The organism is Tabrizicola aquatica (genome assembly GCF_002900975.1).
Lineage (GTDB): Bacteria > Pseudomonadota > Alphaproteobacteria > Rhodobacterales > Rhodobacteraceae > Tabrizicola > Tabrizicola aquatica.
The window spans coordinates 48,517-62,539 of the sequence record NZ_PJON01000002.1 but is presented as its reverse complement, the minus strand read 5'-3'; the positions used below and the strand labels follow the sequence as shown (position 1 = coordinate 62,539).

The window sequence follows — 14,023 nt, the reverse complement described above, 5'->3', positions numbered from 1 at the left end:
GCGGATGAACGCGCCGCTTCCCTTGCAGGCGCTGGCCGGTTCTGCCCTGGCAGAGCCGGTCCTTGCCGTGGCGGGGCTGTGCAAGGCATTCTCGGGCCGCCCCGTGTTGCAGGGTCTGGACTTTGCGCTGGCGCCCGGTCAGGCCACGGCGCTGATCGGGGCGAACGGGTCGGGCAAGTCCACCCTGCTGCGCTGCCTGGTGCGGCTGATCGAACCCAGCGCCGGCGCGGTGCGCCTGCTGGGCCGCGACATGCGCGCCCTGTCCCCCCGCGCCCTGCGCCAGGTTCGGGCCGAAGTCGGGATCGTCTGGCAGCGCCACAACCTGGTGCCCCGCCTGTCGGCGCTGTCGAACGTGGTGCATGGGGTGCAGGCCCGGATGTCCGGCCCCCGGGCCTGGGCGCAGTCGCTGGCCCCGGGCCTGGTCCGGGACGAGGCGATGGCTTGCCTGGCCCGTGTCGGGCTGGCGGACCGGGCGCTGGTGCGGGTGGACAGCCTGTCGGGTGGCCAGCAGCAGCGCGTCGCCATCGCCCGGATGCTGATGCAGCGCCCGGCCTTCATCCTGGCCGACGAGCCTGACGCCAGCCTTGATCCCCAGACCGGGGAAGAGGTGATGTCGCTGCTTCTGGGCCTTGTGCGCGAAGAGGGGCTGTCGCTGCTGGTGATCTCGCACCGGCTGGAACACACCCTGCGCTATTCGGACCGCATCCTGGGGCTGGCCAATGGCCGGATCACGCTGGACCAGCCCACCGCGCGCGCCAATGCCGCCAGCCTGCGCCAGTTCTTTGACCACGCCGAGGCCGCATGACAACGCTTGCCCCTTCCCGCTTTCAGCACCGTAGCCTTCTGGAATACGCCGCCCTTCTGGCCGTGCTGGCGCTGGTCGCGACCTCGCTGGCCGCGACGGCCCCGGCGCCTGACCGGCTGGGCAGCGGCATCGCACGGCTTTTCGCGCCCTCGGGCCTGTTCACGCAGATGATCCCGCCCGACTTTACCCGGATCGAGCCCATCGCCTGGAAACTGCTGGAGACCCTCCAGATGGCCGTCGCCGGCTGTTTCCTGGGCCTGATCCTGGCGCTGCCCTTTGCCATCCTGGCGACCGACCGCCTGTCGCCGCACCCGCTGGTCCGTCACGCCGCCCGCGCGGTGATCGCGCTGTTCCGCACCGTGCCGGACCTGGTCTGGGCGATCATCTTCATCATCATCGTCGGCCTTGGCCCGGCAGCCGGGGTCATGGCGATCATGGTGGACAAGATCGGCTTTGCCGGCCGCTTCTTCGCCGAGGCGATGGAGGAAACCGACCCCGGCCCGCAGGACGCCCTGCGCGCGATCGGGGCCAGCCGGCTGGGCATCATCGGGTCCGCCGTGATCCCGGCCTGCCTGCCGTCGTTCACCGCCACCTCGCTGTTCGCGCTGGAGAAATCCGTGCGCGGTTCCGCCGCCCTGGGGCTGGTGGGCGCAGGCGGCATCGGGGTCGACCTCAAGGTCGCCTTCGACCTTTTCAACTATGACGAGGCGCTGGCCATCATCCTGATGATGCTGGTCCTGGTCATCGCCGTCGAGCAGGGCTCGGGCTGGATCAGAAGGAAGCTGATATGAACCACATGCTCACCGACACCGCGCATCTGTACTGGAACGCCGAGTGGAAGAAGGCCGATGCCGCGTCGCCCTGGGCCATGCCCGAGCCCTGGGCCATCGACCATGTCAGCACCCTGCGCCCCGGCTCTCGCATCCTGGATCTGGGCGCGGGGATCGGCCGGCACGCGCTGGCCTTTGCCGAGGACGGCCACCAGGTCACCGCGCTTGATGCCTCCGAGGCCGCGACCGCCGCCGTTGCCGCCGCCGCCTTCGCCAAGGGGCTGACCATCGACACGGTGCAGGCGCCGATGACCGACCTGCCCTTCGCCGCCGCCAGCTTCGACCATGTCCTGGCCTGGAACGTCATCTATCACGGCGACGAAACCGTCGTCCGCCGCACGCTGTCCGAGGTGGCCCGCGTCCTGCGCCCGGGTGGCACCTTCATGGCCACCATGCTGTCCGCCCGCCGCCTGCCGGTCGAACGGGCCGCCGCCCCGGGCCGCGAGATCAGCCGCAACACCTGGGTGTTCGAGGGCGAGGGCGACAAGATCCACCCGCATTACTTCTGCACCGCGCCCGACCTGCTGTCGCTGATGTGGGGGTTCGAGGTCTTTACCCTGTTCGACCGCCCGCATGGCAAGCCCGGCTCCTGGCACTGGCACCTGCTGGCCGAGCGTCTGGCATGAGGGCCGAGCTGATCGAAGGCGCCCGCGTCGTCCTGGAGGACCGGGTCGAGATCGCCTCGGTCCGCATCGAGGCGGGGCGCATCACCGGCATCGACGTGGCCCGCGACGGGGCGGCGGTGATCCCGGCGCGGGGTCGGCTGCTTGCCCCGGCCTTCGTCGATGCGCATGGCGACGCGTTCGAGCGTCAGGTGATGCCCCGCCCCGGCGTCATGGTCCCGGTGGAGACCGCGCTGCTGGAGACTGACCGCCAACTGGCCGCGAATGGCATCGCCACCGCATATCACGCCCTGACCCTGTCCTGGGAGCCGGGCCTGCGCAGCGTGGACACCGGCTGGCAGATCCTGCGCGCGCTGGAGCGCCTGCGTCCCCGCCTGACCGTGGACAACCGCCTGCAACTGCGCTGGGAGACCTTCTGCCACGAGGCCGAGCCGCTGATTTCCCAGGCCCTGACCAGTGCCGACCGCCCGGCGCTGGCCTTCAACGACCATACGACCTCGATGCTGCTGCACCCGGATGTGGCGGTGCAGGATCGGCCCTTTGACCAGGTGGCCGGCTATCCGGTCACGCCCTTTGACGCGCCGCGCTTCCAGAAGAAGATGGCCGACCACGCCCGCCGTGCCCATGTCTCGCCCGAGGAGTATGTGGCCCTTCTGACCGGCGTCTGGGCGCGGCGGGCCGAGGTGCCGGCCCATGTCGCCCGGATGGCGGCGCTGGCCCGCAGCGCCAATGCCCCGATGCTGTCGCATGACGACAGCCAGGTCGAGACCCGGGCCTATTACCGCAATCTTGGCGCCACGGTGGCCGAGTTTCCGATGCACGAGCGCGTCTTTCTGGCCGCGCGTGCGGCGGGCGACCCGATCATCCTGGGCGCGCCGAACGCGATGCGCGGCGGCAGCCATCTGGGCAGCCCCGGCGCGGCCGCGATGATCGCGCGCGGGCTGTGCGATATCCTGGCGTCGGATTACTTCTACCCCGCCATGCTGGGCGCGATGGTTCGGTTGCAGGCCGACCGCGTGGCGCCGCTGCCGGTGCTGTGGAACCTGGTCTCGCTGAACCCGGCCCGGGCAATGGGGTTGACCGACCGCGGGCGCATCGCCCCCGGCCTGCGCGCGGACCTTCTGCTCCTTGATTGGCCCGAGGGCCAGCCCCCCGCCCCCCTGCGCACCTGGGTTGCGGGCCGGGGGGGCTATTCCGCCTTGCCGCTGCTCCCTCTTCCCGAAGCCGCCCTGCCCGAAGCCGCCCTTTAGGAGGCCCCGATGTTCGACGCGCTTGCCAGCTTCGACAGCCTTCCCGCCCCGCCGCAAGCCGACTTTACCTACTCCCACCCCGGCCAGTCGCGCTTTCGCCGCAGCCTGATCCGCGCGGTCGAGATGCTGACTGGCCAGCCCCGGCTGCGGCGGCTGTACCTTGACTGGGCCTGGAGCGACCGCGCCCCCGGCGTTCCGGTCTTTGCGGCCGCCCTGCGCCAGTTGCAGATCGAGCCGCGTCTGGCCGGCGCAGCGCATCTGGACGCGCTGCCGTCCAAGGGCGGGCTTCTGCTGGTGGCGAACCATCCTTTTGGCGTGGTGGACGGGCTGGCGCTGGGTCATCTGGCGATGCAGCTGCGCGGCAATGTGCGCATCCTGACCAACAGCCTGCTTTGCCGGGTGCCCGAGGTTGATCCCCATCTGTTGCCGGTCGATTTCTCTGGCACGGCCGAGGCGCGGCGGCTGACGGCCGAGACGCGGCGGCAGGCGGCGGCGCTGCTTCAGGCGGGCAAGGTCGTGGCGCTGTTTCCGGCGGGCGGGGTGGCGACGGCAAACCGCCCGCTGGGTGGCCGGGCGGTGGATGCGCCCTGGCATCCTTTTGTCGGCCGCCTGGCAACGATCCCCGGCGTGACCACGCTGCCGGTGCATTTCGCCGGCCAGAACTCGCGCCTCTTTCAGATCGCCAGCCACACCTCTTACCCGCTGCGCGTGGCGCTGATCTTCCACGAAACCCGCCGCCGCATCGGCCGCCCGGTGGACCTGCGCCTGGGCGCGCCCATCCCGGCGGTTGAGCTTGCCGCGCTGGACCGTGACCAGGTGGCGGTAACGCTGCGCCAGCGCTGCATGGCGCTTGCCACCCCCGCGCTGCCGAACCCTGACGAGACCTATGTCTGGCCGAGCCACATCAAGTGGTAGCCCGCGTCACACAAGCTTCACCCAGGGTTCGGCGCGCTGTCACATCCGGTCGGTAGACGGTCGCCAGTCGCAAGGATGAGGGGCTGGCAATGCTGGATGTGCAGGGCGTGACGCGGATGTTCGGCCAGAAGGCCGCCGTCGACAACATCAGCTTTTCCATCGACCGGCCGGCCTTTGTCGGCATCATCGGCCGTTCCGGTGCGGGCAAATCCACCTTCCTGCGGATGATGAACCGGCTTCTGGATGCGACCTCCGGCGAGATCCGCGTGGATGGCCGCAACGTGCTGGCCCTGAAGGGTGCCGAGGCGCGGGCCTGGCAGTCGCATTGCGCGATGATCTTCCAGCAGTTCAATCTTGTGCCGCGGATGGACGTGGCGTCGAACGTGTTGCACGGCATCCTGAACCGCCGGTCCACGCTGCAAACGATGTTCAACCTCTGGCCCCGCGCCGACATCCTGCGCGCGCTGGAGATCCTGGACCGCCTTGGCATCAGCGAGCAGGCCCCGAAACGCGCCGAGGCGCTGTCCGGCGGCCAGCAACAGCGCGTCGCCATCGCCCGCGCCCTTATGCAGGATCCGAAGATCATCCTGGCGGATGAACCCATCGCCTCCCTCGACCCGATGAACGCGCAGGTGGTGATGGACACCCTGAAGCGGATCAACGTCGAGGATGGTCGCATGGTCATCGCCAACCTGCACACCCTTGATACCGCCCGGCGCTATTGCGACCGCGTGATCGGGATGCGCGACGGCCGCATCGTCTTTGACGGCACGCCCGAGCAGCTGTCCACCGGCGTCGCCCGCGACATCTACGGCGCCGACGAAAGCTTCAACGAGGCCGCCACCTCGACCTCGATCCCCACCGACACTGCGGCAGACCGGTCCTATGCGGACCTGATGCTGTCGTGACCCCAGACGACCAACCCACGGAGAAACCATGCAAAAGCTGCTGACTGCAACCGCCCTTGTGTCGCTGATCGCCACTGCGGCGACCGCGCAGGAGATCACCGAATTCAACATCGGCATTCTTGGCGGCGAGAACGCCCAGGACCGCATGACCAACCTGGAATGCTTCCGCGCCAAGGTCGAAGCCGAGCTTGGCGTCCCGACCAAGCTGTTCACACCCGCCGATTATGACGGCGTGATCCAGGGCCTGCTTGGCGGCTCGCTCGACTTTGCCTGGCTGGGCGCTTCGGCCTATGCCAAGACCCATCTGACCAACCCCGAGGCCGTGGACGTGATGCTGACCAAGCAGAACCTTGATGGCACCACCGGCTACTATGCCATCGGCTTTGCCAAGGTCGACAGCGGCATCGCCTCGATGGATGACGCAAAGGGCAAGACCTTCGCCTTCGCCGACCCGAACTCGACGTCCGGCTACCTTGTCCCCGGCGCTGAACTGCAGGAAACCTATGGCAAGCTGGAAGACTACTTCGCCGAAGTGAAGATGTCGGGCGGCCACGAACAGTCCATCGTCGGCGTGGCCAACGGTGACTTCGACGCTGCCGTGGCCTGGGCCGACGGCCTTGGCAACTGGGAGGATGGCTTCAACTCGGGCGCGTTCCGCAAGGCTGCCGACTCGGGCCTGGTCGACATGACGACGATCCAGGAAATCTGGCGCTCGAAGCTGATCCCGGAAGGCCCGATTGTCGCGCGCAAGACCCTGCCGCAGGACATCAAGGACAAGATGTACGCGATGCTCGACACGATGTGGGAAACCGACCCCGAGTGTGCCTATGCCGTCGCCGCCGGTGAGGCCAAGGACTTCGTCCCGGTGAAGCATGAGGACTATCTGGGCATCATCGCCGCCCGCAAGCTTCAGGAAGGCATGTAATCCAGCCTCCCGGCCGGACCCCGCGCTCCCCGGGGTCCGGCCCCTTTTTCTGGAAGAACCAATGGTCGATATCGCCTTCGGACCTGAACGGGGCCGCCGCCCCGATCTCGCGGACAATCGCGAGGCCTATCTTGAGATGGTCCGCCGCAAGCGGATGTATGGCGGCATCCTCATGGTCGTTTTCCTGGCCCTCATGGCCTCGGGCTGGATGCTTGCCGACGATCGCAACGCCGGCGGCTTCTGGGACGGGCTGCACCAGGTCTTTGATTTCCCGGCCGAGGTTCTTGCCGAAGCCTGGGAAAAGCGCGCCCTGCTGCCCGGTCTGTTCTGGGACCACGTCCCCGCCCTGATCGAGACCTTGAACATCGCCGCCGTCGCCACCCTGCTTGGCGCGCTGGCCGCGATGTCGCTGTCGCTTCTGGCCACCCGCAGCCTTGCCCGCTGGCCGCGTCTGGTCCCGCTCTTTCGCCGCACGATGGACGCTTTGCGCGCCGTGCCCGAGATCGTCGTCGCGCTGGTGCTGATCTATATCCTGGGCGGTGGCCCGGTCCCGGCCGTCATCGCCATCGCGCTGCACACCGGCGGTGCCCTGGGCAAGCTGTTCTCGGAGGTCGCCGAGAACGCCGACCTGAAACCGGTCGAGGGCCTGCAATCGGTCGGCGCCACCTGGTCGCAGCGCATGTGGTTGGGGGTGATCCCGCAGGTCGCGCCGAACTGGCTGAGCTATGCGCTGCTGCGGTTCGAGATCAACGTCCGCGCCAGCGCCATCCTGGGCTTTGTCGGCGAAGGCGGGATTGGCCACGACCTGAAGCTGGCGATGCAATGGGGCCAGGGCCGCTATGACCAGGTGGTCGCGATCTTCCTGCTGCTGTTCCTGGCCATCGTGGTCATCGACCGCATCTCCGACCACTACCGCCACAAGCTGGTGAAGGGGCACTGAACCATGACTGCGATGCCACTTTCCCCTGCGCTGGCCGACACGATCACCCAACGGTTCATCCGCAAACGCCGCCTGGCTTTTGCCGTTCCCGCAGCGATCCTGGCCTACCTGATCTACGCCGCGATCAGCTTTGACATCGCCGGCCTGGCGCAGCGTGCGCGCTTCGACAATGCCGCGATCCTGCTGTCCGACTTCTGGTCGCACAAGACCCATGTCAGCCGCGACAACCGCTCGGGCAAGGTGGTCATCGCCATCGAGGGCGAAGGCAAGGGCACCTACCCGGAAGGGATGCTGCCCGACTGGGTGACCATGGCGGGCAGCGTCACCACCATCGACCTTGGGACTGGCCATGTCGTCACCTATGACGACGCCGGCGCACGCATGACCGTGCCGGGTTACGGCACCATCGACATCCGTTCCGTGGACGGTCGCCCCGCGCTGACCGCGCCCCAGCCGATCCCGGACTGGATTTCCGTCTCGGAAAACCGGATCGGCGTCACCACGGACGCCGGTCGCTTCACCTACACCCGCTCAAAGGTCGAGACCTTCAGATACCAACCGGGGTGGGAGCTTTTCTTCTTCACCCTCGACAGCCCGTTCTACGGCAAGTCCTTCGGCGAACTGGCATCCCTGGCCACGGTCGGCGACCGGATCGACCCCGATCGCAGCAACCTTGGCTACATGGCCAGCGAGGTCTGGACCAACAAGATGTGGCGGCACGGCGACGTCGCCTGGGCGATCTTCGAGACGATCCTGATGGCCTTCCTCGGCACCATGGCGGCTGCCATCGTGGCGCTGCCACTGGGCTTCCTCGCCGCCCGCAACTTCATGCCGCTTGGTCCCTTGCGCTTTGCCGCCCGCCGGTTCTTCGACTTCATCCGGGGGGTGGACGGGCTGATCTGGACGATCATCCTTTCCCGCGCCTTCGGGCCCGGACCGATGACCGGCGCCATTGCCATCGCGATCACCGACGCCGGCACCTTCGGCAAGACCTTTTCCGAAGCGTTGGAGAACATCGACGAGCGTCAGGTCGAAGGCATCCAGTCCACCGGCGCGAACAGTCTGCAGCGCGCCCGCTTCGGGGTAATCCCGCAGATCATGCCGGTCCTGTTGTCCCAGGTTCTCTACTATCTGGAATCCAACACCCGCAGCGCGACCGTGATCGGCGCCATTGTCGGCGGCGGGATCGGCCTGCTGCTCACCCAGGCGATCATCACCCAGAAGGACTGGGAGGAAGTCGCCTATTACATGGTCCTCATCATCCTGATGGTGATGCTGATGGACAGCCTCTCCGGCTGGCTGCGCCGCAAGCTGATCAAGGGCAGCCCCTCCTGATGCCCCGTGGTCTCATCTTTGCCCAAATATCCCCGCCCGAGGCTCGCCGTCCCACCCTAAAGCCACGCCTTTCATACTGGTGAAAATATCCTGGGGGTCTGGGGGTGAAACCCCCAGCCTCCGAGGAGGAGGCGAAGCCCGACGACGAGACAAAGGACTTGCGCGGCAGCGCTCCTTGCGAAAACCGCCCCGGCCGGGCGACAGGAAGAAGGTTAAGCGACTGTGAACGTCCACAAGCAAGCCGTTGGAACCATTGACCCCGGGCAGCCCGCCCAACGTGGACCGCGCCTTTCCCCGGATGGGGCGGTGATCCACCCCGGCTGCCAGATCGTGAATTCCACCTTCGCCCCCTGGACCGAGGTCGGCGAAGGCAGCCGCATCCTCAACTCCACCTTCGAAGCCTACGCCTACTGCGACCGCCTGTCCGACATCGCCAACACCACGGTCGGCAAGTTCGCCAACATCGCCGCGCTGACCCGCATCGGCCCGACCGACCACCCGATGGCCAACGCCAGCCTGCACCACTTCCTCTACCGCTCGACCAACTACTGGGACGACATCGCCGACGATGCCGAGTTCCTTGCCCACCGTGCCAGTCGCCGCACCGTTCTGGGCCCGGACTGCTGGCTTGGCCACGGCGTGATCGTGAAGCCCGAGGTCATCATCGGCGCCGGGGCGGTCATCGCCTCGGGCGCGGTGGTGACGAAGGACGTGCCGCCCTACATGATCATGGCCGGCATCCCCGCCCAGCCGATCCGGCCCCGTTTCGCCCCCGGCATCGCCGACCGGCTGATGGCGCTGGCCTGGTGGGACTGGTCGCACGAGCGGCTGCGCGGCGCCCTGCTCGATTTCCGCGCGCTGACGGCCGAGGCTTTCCTGGAGAAATATCAGGGCTGATCCGCCACCGTCAGCGTCACCCGTTCGCCCGCGAACCAGGTCAGGCCATGTTCGATCGGAACGCCTGCCGGATCGACGTTCACCGCCACCGTCCGCAGCACCGGCGCACCCGGCCGGACGGCCAATGCCACGGCCAGCACCGGGTCCGCCAGTTGCGCCGTCAGGCGGGTCTCGGCGCGCGTATAGTCGGTCAGGCCCGAACCGGAGAGGGCGCGGGTGATCGACCCGGTTTCGCGGACCAAGGCCAGCAGATCGGGAAACCGCGCGGCCGGGAACACCGACCGGAACGCGGCAATCGGCTGCTCGTCGGCCAGTGACACCCCTTCCACGACATGCACGGCCTCGCCCGACCGCAGCCGCAAGGCGCGTGCCTCATCGGCATCGCTGGCCCTTGTCTCGGACCGGCTGATCCGGCGCGAGGGGGTCTGCCCCGCTGCCAGCACGTTCTGGTGGAACCGCACCCGCCGGCCCAGCGGATAGTCGGTCGGGCGCTGCGTGACGAACACGCCCGCCCCCCGGCGCGACCGGACATGCCCGCGCTCGGCCAGCGCCGCAAGGGCATGGCGGACCGTATGGCGGTTGACCCCGAAGCGGGCGGCCAGGGCAGCCTCGGTCGGAAGGCGGTCGCCGGGGCGGTAGTGGCCCGAGGCGATCTCGGACGTCAGGGTGGTCGCGATGGCGGACCAGAGGGCATCTTTCAACGTCTTATCCTGTCATGAAAAATTCACAACTCTCCGGTTGGCCGCGGGCCACCTGTCGGCTAGAATTTGTATAGTTGTATAGAACGCTAGACAAGCCCCCCAACCTGTCGAGATGCCTGATGCCTGATGCCTTACTGACCGACCGCCAGACCTGGATGGCGACGCTTGCCAAGGCCCCGCCCGCGCGGCTGGCGGCGCTGTTGCCGGACCCGCCGACCCACATGGTGCTGCGCCAGCCCGAGATCGGGGCGGTCATGGTGCGGGGTCGGGTGGGGGCCACCGGAGCGGCCTTCAACCTGGGCGAGATGACGGTGACGCGCGCCTCGGTCCGGCTGGCGACGGGCGAGGTCGGACACGCCTGGGTGCAGGGGCGCGACAAGGGCCACGCACTGCGGGCGGCGGCGGTGGATGCGCTGATGCAGACCGACCGTGCGGCCGACCTGGCGGCGCAGGTGTTGCAGCCGCTGGCGTCCGCAGCTGCCTCCGCCCGCGCCGGTCGCGCGGCCAAGGCGGCCGGCACCAAGGTCGACTTCTTCACCATGGTCCGGGGAGAGGACAAATGACCCTTGCAACCGACGCGCTGGCTGGCGGTTTTGTCGAGGCCCCGGTGCAATCTGCCCAGGCCTTCCGCGAGATTCTGGAGGTGATGGCGCGGCCCGGCATGATCCGCCGGGTCAGTGGCGCGACACCGCCCGCCCCGCTGTCCGTGGCCGCAGGTACCGCGCTGCTGGTCCTGACCGACCCGACGATGCGCCTGCATCTGGCGGGCGCGGCCAACTGTCCCGCCGTGCGCGACTGGGTCGCCTTCCACATCGGCGCGCCGCTGTCGTCGGCCGAGGAGGCGGATTTTGCGGTCGGCACCTGGGATGCGTTGCAGCCTGTCAGCCGGTTCAGGATCGGCCAGCCGGACTATCCCGACCGCTCGGCCACGCTGATCGTCGAATGCGACCAGTTGGTGAACCACGGTCCGGCGCTGACCGGCCCGGGAATTCAGACGGCAACCTGGTTGAACCTGCCCGAGACGGCGGCCTTTCGGGTGAACCGGGGGCTGTTCCCGCTGGGCTTCGACACGCTGTTCACCGCCGGCGACCAGATTGCCGGCTTGCCAAGGTCCACCCGCGTGGAGGCGATCTAATGTATGTGGCCGTCAAGGGTGGCGAACGCGCCATCGACAATGCGCACCAATGGCTGGCCGAGGAACGCCGGGGCGATCCGGCGGTGCCGGAACTGACCATCCCGCAAATCCGCGAGCAGATGCGGCTGGCGGTGAACCGGGTGATGGCCGAGGGCTCGCTGTACGACCCGGACCTTGCGGCGCTGGCGATCAAGCAGGCGCGGGGCGACCTGATCGAGGCGGTGTTCCTGATCCGCGCCTATCGCACCACATTGCCGCGCCTTGCAGGGTCGCTGCCGGTCGATACCGGGGCCATGGCGGTGGACCGGCGGATTTCGGCGACGTTCAAGGACTTGCCCGGCGGGCAGGTTCTGGGGCCGACCTTCGACTATACCCACCGGCTGCTGGATTTTGCCCTGATGGCCGAGGGTGCGACGCAAGATGCCCCGCCTCGCGTCGGGGAAGCGAACCCGATGGAGGGCGAAACCCGCGTCCCCCACGTCGCCAGCTTTCTGAACCGCGACGGCCTGATCGAGACCGCCGACGCCTCAGACACCCCGCCGCCCGACCTGACCCGCGAACCGATGGAACTGCCCGCTGACCGCGCCCTGCGGTTGCAGGCGCTGACGCGGGGGGATGAGGGGTTTGTGCTGTCGATGGCCTACTCCACCCAGCGTGGTTACGGCCGCACCCACGCCTTCGTCGGCGAGTTGCGGATCGGCACCGTGGCGGTCGAAGTCGACATCCCCGAGTTGGGTTTCGCTGTCGAGATCGGCGAGATCGAGTTGACCGAATGCGAGACGGTCAACCAGTTCAAAGGGTCCAAAACAGAACCCCCGCAGTTCACCCGGGGCTATGGCCTTGTCATGGGCCAGTCCGAACGCAAGGCCATCGCGATGTCCCTCGTCGACCGTGCCTTGCGTTGGCAGGAGTTGGGCGAGGATTTCACCGGCGCCCCCGCGCAGGACGAGGAGTTTGTCCTGATGCACTGCGACAACATCCAGGCGACTGGGTTTCTCGAACACATCAAGCTGCCGCACTACGTCGATTTCCAGGCCGAACTGGAGCTGGTCCGCAAGCTGCGGTCCGAGGCGCAGGCGATGCAGGAGGCTGCAGAATGACCGATCAGGCTTACAACTTCGCCTACCTCGACGAACAGACCAAGCGGATGATCCGCCGGGCGATCCTGAAGGCGATCGCCGTGCCGGGCTATCAGGTGCCCTTCGCCAGCCGCGAGATGCCGATGCCCTACGGCTGGGGCACGGGCGGGGTGCAGGTGACGGCGGCCTGCCTTGTGCCCGAGGACCGGCTGAAGGTCATCGACCAGGGCGCGGACGACACCACGAACGCCGTCAGCATCCGCCGCTTCTTCCAGCGCACGGCCGGTGTCGCGGTGACCGAAGTAACGGCCGAGGCGACCGTCATCCAGACCCGCCACCGCATCCCCGAGACCCCGCTGACCGAGGGCCAGATCCTGGTCTACCAGGTCCCGATCCCCGAACCCCTGCGTTTCCTGGAACCGCGCGAGACCGAGACCCGGAAGATGCATGCGCTGGAGGAATACGGGCTGATGCATGTGAAGCTGTACGAGGATATCGCGCGCCACGGCCAGATCGCGACCAGCTATGCCTATCCGGTGAAGGTCGAGGGGCGCTATGTGATGGACCCCTCGCCCATCCCCAAGTTCGACAATCCGAAACTGTCGGGCAACCCCGCGATCCAGCTTTTCGGCGCGGGGCGTGAGCAGCGGATCCATGCGCTGCCGCCCTGGACCAAGGCGGTCAGCCTGGATTTCGACGACCACCCGTTTCAGACCTCGAAAGCGCCCCACGACTGCGACCTGTGCGGGGCCAGGGACAGCTACCTGGACGAGGTGATCACCGACGATGCGGGGGGGCGGATGTTCGTCTGCTCCGACACCGATTTCTGTGCCGGACGCCGGGCCAAGGGCCATGTCGGTCGGTTGGGAGAAGCCACATGACACTGCACAGCACCGAATTTTCGCAGAAAATTCATGACCCGGACCAGCCGCTGCTGAAGGTTGACGGGCTGACGAAACGCTATGGCCCCCGCATCGGCTGCGCGGATGTCAGTTTCGACCTTTACCCCGGCGAGGTGCTGGGGATCGTCGGGGAAAGCGGCTCGGGCAAGTCGACGCTTCTGTCCTGCCTTGCGGGCCACCAGCGCGCGGACCTGGGCCGGATCAGCTATGACGGGCGCGACGTGCTGGGCATGTCCGAGACCGAGCGGCGGCGTCTGTCGCGCACGGATTGGGCCTATGTCCACCAGAACCCGCGAGACGGGCTGCGCATGGGGGTCAGCGCCGGCGGCAATGTGGGCGAACGCCTGATGGCGGTCGGCGCGCGACATTACGGCGATATCCGCGGCAAGGCGGTGGACTGGTTGGGGCGGGTCGAGATTGCGGCGGACCGGATCGACGACCGGCCGACGGCCTTTTCCGGCGGGATGCAGCAACGCCTGCAGATCGCGCGGAATCTGGTGACCGGGCCGCGGCTGGTGTTCATGGACGAACCCACGGGGGGCCTGGATGTCAGCGTCCAAGCGCGGCTGCTGGACCTTCTGCGCGGGTTGGTGCGGGACCTCGGCCTGTCGGTGATCATCGTGACGCATGACCTGGCCGTGGTTCGGCTTCTGGCGCATCGGCTGATGGTGATGAGATCGGGCCGGGTGGTGGAGCAGGGCTTGACCGACCAGGTGCTGGACGATCCGCAGCACGCCTATACGCAACTTCTCGTCTCGTCCGTCCTGCAGGTGTAGAC

General features: G+C 67.8%; 16 protein-coding genes. 15 read left to right on the top strand and 1 reads right to left on the bottom strand.

The features are described 5' to 3' along the window. Positions 1-4: 4 nt before the first annotated feature. From CXR42_RS08685 to CXR42_RS08640, 10 genes are all read left to right on the top strand, one after another. On the top strand, positions 5-805 hold the full coding sequence (locus CXR42_RS08685) for a phosphonate ABC transporter ATP-binding protein (protein ID WP_103257160.1): 801 nt from the start codon (positions 5-7) through the stop codon (positions 803-805). After that, positions 802-1,596, top strand: coding sequence for a phosphonate ABC transporter, permease protein PhnE (phnE, locus tag CXR42_RS08680; RefSeq protein WP_103257159.1), 795 nt, complete (start codon positions 802-804; stop codon positions 1,594-1,596). Before CXR42_RS08685 ends, phnE (CXR42_RS08680) begins: the two co-directional genes overlap by 4 nt. Beyond that, positions 1,593-2,261: a class I SAM-dependent methyltransferase gene (locus tag CXR42_RS08675; RefSeq protein WP_245875394.1), complete on the top strand. Its 669-nt coding sequence runs from the start codon at positions 1,593-1,595 to the stop codon at positions 2,259-2,261. Before phnE (CXR42_RS08680) ends, CXR42_RS08675 begins: the two co-directional genes overlap by 4 nt. Further along, positions 2,258-3,508, top strand: a complete 1,251-nt coding sequence (locus tag CXR42_RS08670; protein WP_103257158.1) for an alpha-D-ribose 1-methylphosphonate 5-triphosphate diphosphatase — start codon at positions 2,258-2,260, stop codon at positions 3,506-3,508. Before CXR42_RS08675 ends, CXR42_RS08670 begins: the two co-directional genes overlap by 4 nt. Before the next feature lie 9 nt (positions 3,509-3,517). After that, positions 3,518-4,423 (top strand): lysophospholipid acyltransferase family protein, encoded by a 906-nt coding sequence (locus CXR42_RS08665; protein ID WP_103257157.1) that lies wholly within the window; start codon positions 3,518-3,520, stop codon positions 4,421-4,423. An 89-nt stretch (positions 4,424-4,512) separates the two neighbouring features. Beyond that, positions 4,513-5,331: a phosphonate ABC transporter ATP-binding protein gene (phnC, locus tag CXR42_RS08660; RefSeq protein WP_103257156.1), complete on the top strand. Its 819-nt coding sequence runs from the start codon at positions 4,513-4,515 to the stop codon at positions 5,329-5,331. A 28-nt stretch (positions 5,332-5,359) separates the two neighbouring features. After that, a complete protein-coding gene (gene phnD / locus CXR42_RS08655) occupies positions 5,360-6,256 on the top strand; it encodes a phosphonate ABC transporter substrate-binding protein (protein ID WP_103257155.1) in 897 nt (298 codons plus the stop codon). 61 nt (positions 6,257-6,317) lie between these two features. Then, on the top strand, positions 6,318-7,196 hold the full coding sequence (gene phnE, locus CXR42_RS08650; protein ID WP_103257154.1) for a phosphonate ABC transporter, permease protein PhnE: 879 nt from the start codon (positions 6,318-6,320) through the stop codon (positions 7,194-7,196). A 3-nt stretch (positions 7,197-7,199) separates the two neighbouring features. Next, positions 7,200-8,531: a phosphonate ABC transporter, permease protein PhnE gene (gene phnE, locus CXR42_RS08645; RefSeq protein WP_103257153.1), complete on the top strand. Its 1,332-nt coding sequence runs from the start codon at positions 7,200-7,202 to the stop codon at positions 8,529-8,531. Positions 8,532-8,837: 306 nt separating this feature from the next. Further along, positions 8,838-9,428: an LbetaH domain-containing protein gene (locus CXR42_RS08640; RefSeq protein ID WP_245875393.1), complete on the top strand. Its 591-nt coding sequence runs from the start codon at positions 8,838-8,840 to the stop codon at positions 9,426-9,428. Here CXR42_RS08640 and phnF read toward each other — a convergent pair. After that, a complete protein-coding gene (gene phnF / locus CXR42_RS08635; RefSeq protein WP_103257152.1) occupies positions 9,419-10,129 on the bottom strand; it encodes a phosphonate metabolism transcriptional regulator PhnF in 711 nt (236 codons plus the stop codon). The two genes, CXR42_RS08640 and phnF, sit on opposite strands and share 10 nt — an antisense overlap. Positions 10,130-10,248: 119 nt before the next feature. Between phnF and phnG the strand changes: the two genes are divergently transcribed. The 5 genes from phnG to phnK are packed head-to-tail and all read left to right on the top strand — an operon-like array spanning position 10,249 to position 14,021. Next, complete coding sequence (gene phnG / locus CXR42_RS08630; RefSeq protein ID WP_103257151.1) at positions 10,249-10,692, top strand: phosphonate C-P lyase system protein PhnG; 444 nt, start codon at positions 10,249-10,251, stop codon at positions 10,690-10,692. Next, entirely contained in the window at positions 10,689-11,264 is a 576-nt protein-coding gene (gene phnH, locus CXR42_RS08625) for a phosphonate C-P lyase system protein PhnH (protein ID WP_103257150.1), read from the top strand. The genes phnG and phnH overlap by 4 nt, the downstream gene beginning before the upstream one ends. After that, positions 11,264-12,364, top strand: coding sequence for a carbon-phosphorus lyase complex subunit (locus tag CXR42_RS08620; RefSeq protein ID WP_103257149.1), 1,101 nt, complete (start codon positions 11,264-11,266; stop codon positions 12,362-12,364). Before phnH ends, CXR42_RS08620 begins: the two co-directional genes overlap by 1 nt. Continuing rightward, positions 12,361-13,224 carry an alpha-D-ribose 1-methylphosphonate 5-phosphate C-P-lyase PhnJ gene (locus CXR42_RS08615; protein WP_103257148.1) on the top strand — a complete coding sequence of 288 codons (864 nt, stop codon included), beginning with the start codon at positions 12,361-12,363 and terminating at the stop codon, positions 13,222-13,224. Before CXR42_RS08620 ends, CXR42_RS08615 begins: the two co-directional genes overlap by 4 nt. Beyond that, positions 13,221-14,021 carry a phosphonate C-P lyase system protein PhnK gene (gene phnK, locus CXR42_RS08610; protein WP_103257147.1) on the top strand — a complete coding sequence of 267 codons (801 nt, stop codon included), beginning with the start codon at positions 13,221-13,223 and terminating at the stop codon, positions 14,019-14,021. Before CXR42_RS08615 ends, phnK begins: the two co-directional genes overlap by 4 nt. The last annotated feature ends 2 nt before the right edge of the window (positions 14,022-14,023 follow it).

Bases quoted from the DNA above. Each gene is read 5' to 3' on its own strand.
- CXR42_RS08685 (WP_103257160.1), top strand. From the start codon at position 5: ATGAACGCGCCGCTTCCCTTGCAGGCGCTGGCCGGTTCTGCCCTGGCA.
- phnE (WP_103257159.1), top strand. From the start codon at position 802: ATGACAACGCTTGCCCCTTCCCGCTTTCAGCACCGTAGCCTTCTGGAA.
- CXR42_RS08675 (WP_245875394.1), top strand. From the start codon at position 1,593: ATGAACCACATGCTCACCGACACCGCGCATCTGTACTGGAACGCCGAG.
- CXR42_RS08670 (WP_103257158.1), top strand. From the start codon at position 2,258: ATGAGGGCCGAGCTGATCGAAGGCGCCCGCGTCGTCCTGGAGGACCGG.
- CXR42_RS08665 (WP_103257157.1), top strand. From the start codon at position 3,518: ATGTTCGACGCGCTTGCCAGCTTCGACAGCCTTCCCGCCCCGCCGCAA.
- phnC (WP_103257156.1), top strand. From the start codon at position 4,513: ATGCTGGATGTGCAGGGCGTGACGCGGATGTTCGGCCAGAAGGCCGCC.
- phnD (WP_103257155.1), top strand. From the start codon at position 5,360: ATGCAAAAGCTGCTGACTGCAACCGCCCTTGTGTCGCTGATCGCCACT.
- phnE (WP_103257154.1), top strand. From the start codon at position 6,318: ATGGTCGATATCGCCTTCGGACCTGAACGGGGCCGCCGCCCCGATCTC.
- phnE (WP_103257153.1), top strand. From the start codon at position 7,200: ATGACTGCGATGCCACTTTCCCCTGCGCTGGCCGACACGATCACCCAA.
- phnG (WP_103257151.1), top strand. From the start codon at position 10,249: ATGCCTGATGCCTTACTGACCGACCGCCAGACCTGGATGGCGACGCTT.
- phnH (WP_103257150.1), top strand. From the start codon at position 10,689: ATGACCCTTGCAACCGACGCGCTGGCTGGCGGTTTTGTCGAGGCCCCG.
- CXR42_RS08620 (WP_103257149.1), top strand. From the start codon at position 11,264: ATGTATGTGGCCGTCAAGGGTGGCGAACGCGCCATCGACAATGCGCAC.
- CXR42_RS08615 (WP_103257148.1), top strand. From the start codon at position 12,361: ATGACCGATCAGGCTTACAACTTCGCCTACCTCGACGAACAGACCAAG.
- phnK (WP_103257147.1), top strand. From the start codon at position 13,221: ATGACACTGCACAGCACCGAATTTTCGCAGAAAATTCATGACCCGGAC.